Source organism: Segeticoccus rhizosphaerae (genome assembly GCF_009192725.1).
In the GTDB taxonomy this organism is placed as follows: Bacteria; Actinomycetota; Actinomycetes; order Actinomycetales; family Dermatophilaceae; genus Segeticoccus; species Segeticoccus rhizosphaerae.
Genome location: NZ_VOHR01000183.1, coordinates 1 through 7,894 on the forward strand (window position 1 = coordinate 1; position 7,894 = coordinate 7,894).

The 7,894-nt window shown below is 69.9% G+C and carries 8 protein-coding genes; 6 read left to right on the forward strand and 2 right to left on the reverse strand.

Translation table 11 applies throughout. The annotated features are described in order from the left end of the window. Positions 1–193 precede the first annotated feature (193 nt). The 3 genes from FRW57_RS14025 to FRW57_RS14035 are packed head-to-tail and all read left to right on the forward strand — an operon-like array spanning position 194 to position 1,622. On the forward strand, positions 194–550 hold the full coding sequence (locus tag FRW57_RS14025) for an ArsR/SmtB family transcription factor (protein ID WP_152186276.1): 357 nt from the start codon (positions 194–196) through the stop codon (positions 548–550). Next, on the forward strand, positions 547–1,047 hold the full coding sequence (locus tag FRW57_RS14030) for an SRPBCC domain-containing protein (protein ID WP_152186272.1): 501 nt from the start codon (positions 547–549) through the stop codon (positions 1,045–1,047). The genes FRW57_RS14025 and FRW57_RS14030 overlap by 4 nt, the downstream gene beginning before the upstream one ends. After that, complete coding sequence (locus tag FRW57_RS14035) at positions 1,044–1,622, forward strand: TIGR03086 family metal-binding protein (RefSeq protein WP_152186273.1); 579 nt, start codon at positions 1,044–1,046, stop codon at positions 1,620–1,622. Before FRW57_RS14030 ends, FRW57_RS14035 begins: the two co-directional genes overlap by 4 nt. Here the strand turns inward: FRW57_RS14035 and FRW57_RS14040 are convergent. Beyond that, complete coding sequence (locus FRW57_RS14040; protein WP_203230330.1) at positions 1,579–2,061, reverse strand: helix-turn-helix transcriptional regulator; 483 nt, start codon at positions 2,059–2,061, stop codon at positions 1,579–1,581. The genes FRW57_RS14035 and FRW57_RS14040 overlap by 44 nt on opposite strands. A gap of 137 nt (positions 2,062–2,198) precedes the next feature. On the opposite strand from FRW57_RS14040, the gene FRW57_RS14045 reads away from it, so the two are divergent. After that, a complete protein-coding gene (locus FRW57_RS14045; RefSeq protein WP_152186274.1) occupies positions 2,199–2,738 on the forward strand; it encodes a DUF1697 domain-containing protein in 540 nt (179 codons plus the stop codon). A 270-nt stretch (positions 2,739–3,008) separates the two neighbouring features. Here FRW57_RS14045 and FRW57_RS14050 read toward each other — a convergent pair whose 3' ends face one another. Next, positions 3,009–3,860: a PaaX family transcriptional regulator gene (locus FRW57_RS14050; protein WP_137120450.1), complete on the reverse strand. Its 852-nt coding sequence runs from the start codon at positions 3,858–3,860 to the stop codon at positions 3,009–3,011. 130 nt (positions 3,861–3,990) lie between these two features. Between FRW57_RS14050 and FRW57_RS14055 the strand changes: the two genes are divergently transcribed. Both FRW57_RS14055 and FRW57_RS14060 read left to right on the forward strand, forming a co-directional pair. Next, a complete protein-coding gene (locus FRW57_RS14055; protein ID WP_137120520.1) occupies positions 3,991–5,625 on the forward strand; it encodes an AMP-binding protein in 1,635 nt (544 codons plus the stop codon). Positions 5,626–5,628: 3 nt separating this feature from the next. Further along, positions 5,629–7,894, forward strand: a 2,266-nt coding sequence (locus FRW57_RS14060) for a bifunctional salicylyl-CoA 5-hydroxylase/oxidoreductase (protein WP_152186275.1), incomplete at its 3' end; no start/stop codon positions are given.

Consider the following 7,894-nt stretch of genomic DNA (forward strand, 5'->3'; position numbering starts at 1 on the left):
CGGGTGAGCGCGCTCATGCGGGGTCGCAGGCGCCCCTGACCGCGGCCGCCGGCGCGCGCCGTCCCCGGGCTGGCGTGGACGCGCTACCCCGTGTGCGAACCCCCCGCATCGTTCTCAACCATTTGGTTGACAGGCCTTGGAGTGGCGGCCTATCCTCGTGATCAACCAAAAGGTTGAGGAGAAGGACGACGACATGGCCGACCAGCTCTCCCGGGTCTTCGCAGCGCTCGGGGACCCGACCCGACGCGACATCGTGGCTCGGCTCGCCGCGCAGGACGCCACCGTCGGAGAACTTGCAGCGCCGTATGACGTGTCGCTGCAGGCGGTTTCGAAGCACCTCAAGGTGCTCGAGGACGCCGGTCTCGTGACCCGCACTCGGGACGCGCAGCGCCGACCGTGCCATCTCGAGGCGGAGGTGTTCAACCTCATGACCAAGTGGATCGAGCGCTACCGCAGCGAGGCCGAGGAGCGCTACCAGCGTCTGGACGCGGTCCTCGCGCAGATGCAGGGCAGGACCATCAGAAGCCACGACCAGGGAGCAGCATCATGACCACCACGCAGCACGGCACCAACCACGCGGAGGCGACGATCGAGGCGATCCCCGACCTGCCGGTGGTGAGGATCACCCGCGACTTCGAGGCGACCCCCGAACAGATCGTCCGGGCGCACACCGATCCCGACCTGTTCGTCCAGTGGATCGGTCCGAACGGCATGGACGTCCGGATCGACCGGTGGGTGACCGGGACGGGCGGGAGCTACCGCTACTGCTGCTCGCGCGACGGCGAGGAGTTCTGGTTCTACGGATCGTTCCACTACGTGGGCAGCGGCCGCCTGGTGCAGACCTTCACCTGGGAGGGCATGCCCGAAGGAGTCTCGTTGGAGACCATGACCTTCGAGGACCTCGGTCTCGGCCGCACTCGGATGGTCAGCACCGCGGTGGTGGAGACCCTCGAGGCCCGGGACGGCATGCTCGCCAGTGGCATGGAGGTCGGCATCAACGAGGGCTACGCCAAGCTCGACGGTCTGCTCGCCGCAGGTGCGTTGTGAGCGACGACACCGCGGCGGAGCGGCACCGTCGCGTTGCGCAGCGGTTTGGCTCCGCGGTCGCGGGCGTCGCGCCCGGCGACTGGGATTCACCCGCCCCGGTGGCCGGCTGGACGGCACGTCACGTCCTCGACCACCTGCTCGAGTGGAGCCGGGCCTTCCTCGCCTCGGGTGCTGGCGTCGAGCTGCCGGCAGGCCCGTCCACGAGCACCGATCCCGCGGGGGCATGGGCAGTCCACGCGGCAGCTGTGCAGGAACTCGTCGAGGAGCCCGGTGACCGGTCACTGTCCAACCCGCACACCGGCGACGTGCCCCTGGCTGTCGCGATCGACCAGTTCTACACGAGCGACGTCTTCATGCACACGTGGGACCTCGCCCGTGCCACCCACCAGGACGACCGGCTCGACGAGGCGGAGTGCGCGAACCTGTTGGCAGGCATGGAGCCGCTCGACCAGATGCTCCGCGAGAGTGGACAGTATGGCGCTCGGGTGCCCGTGCCGGACGACGCAACGGCCCAGGACCGGCTGGTGGCCTTCATCGGTCGTGATCCGCTGTGGCGCCCACCCGCGCGTTCCTGATCGGTCGCGAGACCTGTTTGGCCAGGCACGGCGGCATCCCCGCGGTGGCCGTCGCCTCCTCGCGCCGGTAGACGCTGGGCGGGACACCCACCAGTTCGGTGAAGCGAGTGCTGAAGGTGCCCAATGAGGAGCAGCCCACCGCGAAACAGACGTCGGTGACGCTGAGGTCGCCGCGGCGCAGCAGCGCCATCGCACGCTCGATGCGCCGGGTCATCAAGTAGGAGTAGGGCGACTCTCCGTAGGCCAGCCGGAACTGGCGGCTGAGGTGTCCTGCCGAGACGTGCACGCCCCGGGCGAGTGCCTCGACGTCCAGGGGCTGCGCATAGTCGCGGTCGATGCGGTCGCGCACCCGGCGCAACAACGCGAGGTCGCTCAGCTGCGGCGCGGCGGGGCGTGCCGCAGCAGGGACGGCCGCGGTCGGAGCGAACTCGCGGATCATCACCTCATGGTACGCAGCGATGCAGTTCATGACCCGAACGCTAGGGACGATCGCATGCCGTGTGCTTCTCGATTCCTGACCGGTTGACCGCCTGCAGCGCCCCGTGGCCGCGCACCGCGCCTGCGAGAATCACGCCCATGAACCGGTATGTCGTGCTGTTGCGTGGCGTGAACGTGGGCCGGGCCAAGCGGATCGCCATGGCGGACCTGCGCGCCCTGCTGTCCGACCTCGGCTACGAAGACGTGCGGACCCACCTGAACAGCGGCAACGCGGTCGTCTCCGCGACGCGCACGTCGCCTGAGCGGGTTGCCACACGGGTGCAGCGGGCCCTGGCCGACCGGCACGGCCTCGAGGTCGGATGCGTCGCCCGGTCCGGCGACCAGTTGCGCGCGACGATCGCCGGGCTCCCGTGGCCGGACAGGGCGACCGCGGGCGCCAAGCTGCTGGCCCACTTCCTGTCCGCCGACCCCGACCCGGCCCTGCTGGAGGCCCACGACCCGAGATCGCTCGACTCCGGGCGGATCGCCCTCGGGGAGCGGGTGATGTACCAGTGGTGCCCCGACGGTGTCCTCGCCGCGCCGCCGGCCTCCGCCTGGCTCGAGAAGCACACCGGGGTGGTTGCCACCGGCCGCAACTGGAACACCGTCACCAAGCTCACCGCGATGCTGGACGCCTGACCCTCGACGGTCCGTGCTCGTCAGATGTCGACAATTCAGTAGTCGGTACTGAGGCTGCGGCTGCGCGACGCGGGGCACGCGGACGAGACGATCGCCTGCGCGCTGGGCATCCCCGCCCAGAGCGTCTCGGTCATCCTGCGGGTGGCGACGGCCAAGCTCGACAGCTCGCGCAGAACTGCCCCGAGCGCTCGCTCCGGTCCGCCGAAGGAGCACCGCCCTGGTCCAGGCACTGGCAGCACCGCACCGCTTCTTAGGGTTCCGCGCGGGCGTTCAGCCGCCACAGACCTCGTCCACGTGTCTGCGGGCGGGGCTCTCGAGTCTCGCCCGGAGGGCGCTGAAGAGCTCCGCGGCGCGCGTTCCGGTCCAGTCGCGGGGCAGCAGCTCGGTCGCGAGGCCGGGGTCGAGGAAGGGCAACCGACGCCAGGAAGTCAGGGCACGGACGTAGTCGGCGAAGGCCTGCTGCTCGTCGTCGGGGCCGCGCCGGCGCCGCCACCGGGTGAGGACCGGTCCGTGAGCGGCGCGGAACTCGGCATACAGGCGATCCAGGCCGTCGAGGTCCCACCAGGTGCTCGCCTCCTCGCGCACGTCCCGGAAGCCGAGGTAACTGGCCCCGAACAGGTCGACGTAACGGCTCAGTCCGTGCCGCTCCAGCACGTCCCGCGTCTCGCCCTCCAGGTGGCCGGGCGCGATCCACACGCCGGGGCCGACCGTGCCGAACCCCAGCCAGGTGAGCCGTGACCGCAGAGTGTGGCGGTGCTGCCGCTCCGTCTCGGGGACGCTGAAGACGGCGAGGATCCAGCCGTCCTGCAGGCTGGCGCGTGGCCGCTGGAAGATCCTTCGGTCGCCCTCGTCGAGGATGCTGCGGGCCCGCTCCGACAGCGCATAGCCGGCGGTGCCGCCGTGCCGCTCGGGCTCGAGGATCCCCCGGCGCTTGAGCCGCGAGATCGACGAGCGGACGGCGGCCTCGTCGACGTCAAGAGCGGCCATCAGGCGGATCAGCGAACCGACCCCCAGCCAGCCACCGACGTCCCGCGCATACAGGCCGTAGATCGTGACGATGAGCGCGCGCGGCCGTGCGGCAGCCGGGCTCGGCCCCGGTCCGGCGCTGGCGGTGGAGGACACGAGGATGACCCTAGCGCCTTCGGCACGGTCGTCACGAGAGCGCGATGTCCATTCATGACGAACTCTTGACTGTCGTCACAGTCGGAGCATACTGGTGCGCACACCACCCGCGGACGCGAAGAGGTCACCGATGGAGCTCGCCCCCTCAGCCCACGTGGACACGTTCTGTCGTGACAACCTGCCGCCGCAGGACCTCTGGCCGGAGTTCCTCTTCACCATCCCCGACGTGCAGTATCCCGAGCGGCTCAACGCCGGCGTCGAGCTGCTCGACGCGACGATCGAGCGGTTCGGGCCCGACCGTCGCTGCCTGCTCACCCCCGACGGGCAGACCTGGACGTATGGCGACCTGTTGCGTCGGGCGAACCAGGTCGCCGGCTACCTCGTGGACGAGTGCGGGATCGTGCCCGGCAACCGGATCATGCTGCGGGGACCCAACAACCCGTGGCTGGTCGCCTGCTGGTTCGCGGTGCTCAAGGTCGGGGCCGTCGTCATCCCGACCATGCCGCTGCTGCGGCCGCGCGAACTGCTCACCATGGCGGAGATCGCCACGTTCGACCTCGCTCTGTGCGACCACCGGTTCACCGCCGACCTCGAGGCCGCGGGCATCCCGGGGTTGCGGATCGTGGAGTACTCCGGCTCGGGCCAGTCCGACCTGGCCGCCCGGATCGCCGACCAGCCCACCGAGTTCGACGCCGTCGACACCGCGGCCGACGACGTGTGCACGCTCGCCTTCACCTCCGGGACGACCGGTCGCCCCAAGGCGACGATGCACTTCCACCGAGACGTGCTCGCCAACGCCGACACGTTCTCCAAGCACCTGTTGCGCCCCGAGCCGGACGACCTGTTCACCGGCACCCCGCCGCTCGCCTTCACCTTCGGGCTCGGCGGACTCGTCGTCTTCCCGATGCGGGCCGGCGCCGCCACGTTGCTGGTCGAGAAGGCCACCCCCGACGAGCTCGCCGGGCTGATCGGCGAGCACCACGCCACCATCTGCTTCACCGCGCCGACCGGCTACCGCGCCATGATCGCCGGCCACCACCACCAGGAGCTCCGGTCGCTGCGCCGCGGGGTGTCGGCGGGCGAACACCTCCCCGAGGCCACCTGGCGAGCCTTTTACGAGGCCACCGGCGTCAAGCTGATCGACGGCATCGGGTCGACCGAGATGCTGCACATCTTCGTCTCGGCGGCCGACGACGACATCCGGCCCGGCGCCACGGGGCGTGCGGTGCCCGGCTACGAGGCGGCGATCGTCGACGCGCAGGGGCAGCCGATCCCCGACGGCGAGCCGGGGCGGCTTGCGATCAAGGGACCGACCGGGTGCCGCTACCTCGCCGACCCGCGCCAGACGGCATACGTGCAGAACGGCTGGAACCTCACCGGGGACACCTTCATCCGCGACGAGGACGGCTACTTCTGGTACCAGGCGCGCAGCGACGACATGATCGTCTCCTCCGGCTACAACATCGCGGCCCCGGAGGTGGAGGAGGCCCTGATGCGGCACGACGACGTCGTCGAGGCAGCCGTCGTCAGCGTGCCCGACGAGGCCCGTGGCGCACTGGTCAAGGCCTTCGTCGTCCTCCACGACGACGCGAAGAAGGCCGTGCGCGACCCGGCGGCGGGGGCGGCCAAGATCAAGGAGCTGCAGGACTTCGTCAAGGCCGAGATCGCGCCCTACAAGTACCCCCGCGCGATGGAGTTCATCGACGACCTGCCGCGCACCTCCACCGGCAAGCTGCAGCGCTTCCGGTTGCGTCAGGACGGCTGAGGCATGCAGATAGCCGTCATCGGAGGCGGTCCGGGCGGCCTCTACTTCTCGGCTCTGGTCAAGGCCCTCGGCCCCCAGCACGAGATCACGGTCTGGGAGCGCAACGCGGCCGACGACACCTTCGGCTTCGGCGTGGTCTTCTCCGACGAGACGCTTGGGGGCATCGAGCACGCCGATCCGGTCGTGTTCGACCAGATGCAGCGGGAGTTCGCGCGCTGGGACGACATCGACGTCCACTTCAAGGACACCGTGATCACCAGCGGCGGCCACGGGTTCGCCGCTATGAGCCGCAAGCGGCTGTTGCAGATCCTGCAGGCCCGGTGCGCCGAGCTGGGCGTCACGGTGCACTTCCGCACCGAGGCACCACCGCTGGCCGAGCTGCGGGCGAGCCACGACCTGGTGCTCGCGGCAGACGGGCTGAACTCTGCGGTGCGTCGGGAGCTCGCAGCGACCTTCCGGCCGACGCTGGACCAACGGCACTGCAAATACATGTGGCTGGGCACCGACAAGGTCTTCGAGGCGTTCAAGTTCTACGTCCGCGACACCCCGCACGGCGTCATGCAGATCCACGGCTATCCCTTCGACGCCCACGGCAGCACCTTCATCATCGAGATGAACGACGAGGTATGGCGTGCGGCCGGCTTCGCGGCGTTCGCCGAGCGGGAGTTCCTCCCCGGAGAGTCCGACGAGAAGTCCATCGCGGTGGTCAAGGACCTGTTCGCGGACGTGCTCGAAGGACACGACGTGATGGCCAACAACTCACGGTGGATCAATTTCACCACCGTGCGCAACGAGCAGTGGCGGCACGACAACGTCGTCATCCTCGGCGACGCCGCCCACACCGCCCACTTCTCGATCGGTTCCGGCACCAAGCTGGCCATGGAGGACGCGCTCGCCCTGGCGGCGTGCCTGCACGAGCACGCCGACCTGGACACCGCACTCGAGGCCTACGAGGCGGAGCGCAAACCGGTGGTCGCGTCGACCCAGCGCGCCGCCCAGGCGAGCCTCGAGTGGTTCGAGAACCTCGGCCAGTACACCCACCAGGACCCCGAGCAGTTCGCGTTCAACATCATGACCCGTAGCCGGCGAGTCACCTACGAGAACCTCAGGGTTCGCGACCCCGAGTTCGTGGAGCAGATGGATGCCTGGTTCACCCGGCGGGTGCGTGACGGCATACCCGTGTCGGAGCGGCCGGGGCCCACGCCGCCCATGTTCCAACCGTTCCGGCTGGGCGCCCTGGAGCTGGTCAATCGCGTGATCTGCTCCCCCATGGACATGTACGTCTCGCGTGACGGCATGCCGGGTGACTTCCACTTCGTCCACCTCGGCGGCAAGGCGCTCGGGGGGGCGGGCCTCGTGATGACCGAGATGGTCTGCGTCTCCCCCACCGGCCGGATCACCCCCGGCTGCACCGGCCTGTGGAGTGACGAGCAGGCGGCGGCGTGGCGACGGCTAACCGACTTCGTGCACGACAACAGTGCCGGCAAGATCGGCATCCAGGTGGGCCACTCCGGGCGCAAGGGATCGACCAAGCTGATGTGGGAGGGCATCGACGAGCCTCTGCCCGAAGGCAACTGGCCGGTCGTGGGGCCGTCGCCCATCCCCTACCGAGAGGGCGTCAACCAGGTGCCGGAAGAGCTCAGCGAGGAGCAGATGCGGGACATCCTCGAAGAGTTCGTCACGGCCGCTCACCTGGCCGACACCGCTGGGTTCGACCTGCTCGAGCTGCACTGTGCGCACGGCTACCTCTTGTCCAGCTTCATCTCTCCGGTGACGAACAGGCGCACCGACGGCTTCGGCGGCGACCTCGCCGGCCGCCTGCGCTACCCGCTCGCGGTCTTCCGGGCGATGCGGGCGGCCTGGCCGGTGGACAAGCCGATGACGGTGCGCATCTCGGCGACCGACTGGGTGGAGGGCGGCATCACCGGCGAGGACGCCGTCGCGATGGCGCGAGCCTTCAAGGCGGCAGGCGCGGCCGCCATCGACGTGTCGTCGGGGCAGGTCACGCCCGACGAGCAACCGGAGTTCGGGCGTTCCTACCAGACGCCGTTCGCCGATGCGATCCGCAACCGGGTCGGCATACCCACCATCGCGGTCGGTGTCATCTCCTCCTGGGACGACGTCAACTCCCTGGTGCTCGCCGGCCGCGCCGACCTGTGCGCCATCGGCCGCGCCCACCTCTACGACCCCAACTGGACGCTGCACGCCGCGGTCGAGCAGGACTACGACGGGCCCGGCGCGGTCTGGCCGCTGCCGTGGCGGGCCGGCC

Excerpts from the sequence above, each read along its gene's own strand:
- FRW57_RS14030 (WP_152186272.1), top strand. The coding sequence starts at position 547 with ATGACCACCACGCAGCACGGCACCAACCACGCGGAGGCGACGATCGAG.
- FRW57_RS14045 (WP_152186274.1), top strand. The coding sequence starts at position 2,199 with ATGAACCGGTATGTCGTGCTGTTGCGTGGCGTGAACGTGGGCCGGGCC.
- FRW57_RS14055 (WP_137120520.1), top strand. The coding sequence starts at position 3,991 with ATGGAGCTCGCCCCCTCAGCCCACGTGGACACGTTCTGTCGTGACAAC.
- FRW57_RS14040 (WP_203230330.1), bottom strand. The coding sequence starts at position 2,061 with ATGATCCGCGAGTTCGCTCCGACCGCGGCCGTCCCTGCTGCGGCACGC.
- FRW57_RS14025 (WP_152186276.1), top strand. The coding sequence starts at position 194 with ATGGCCGACCAGCTCTCCCGGGTCTTCGCAGCGCTCGGGGACCCGACC.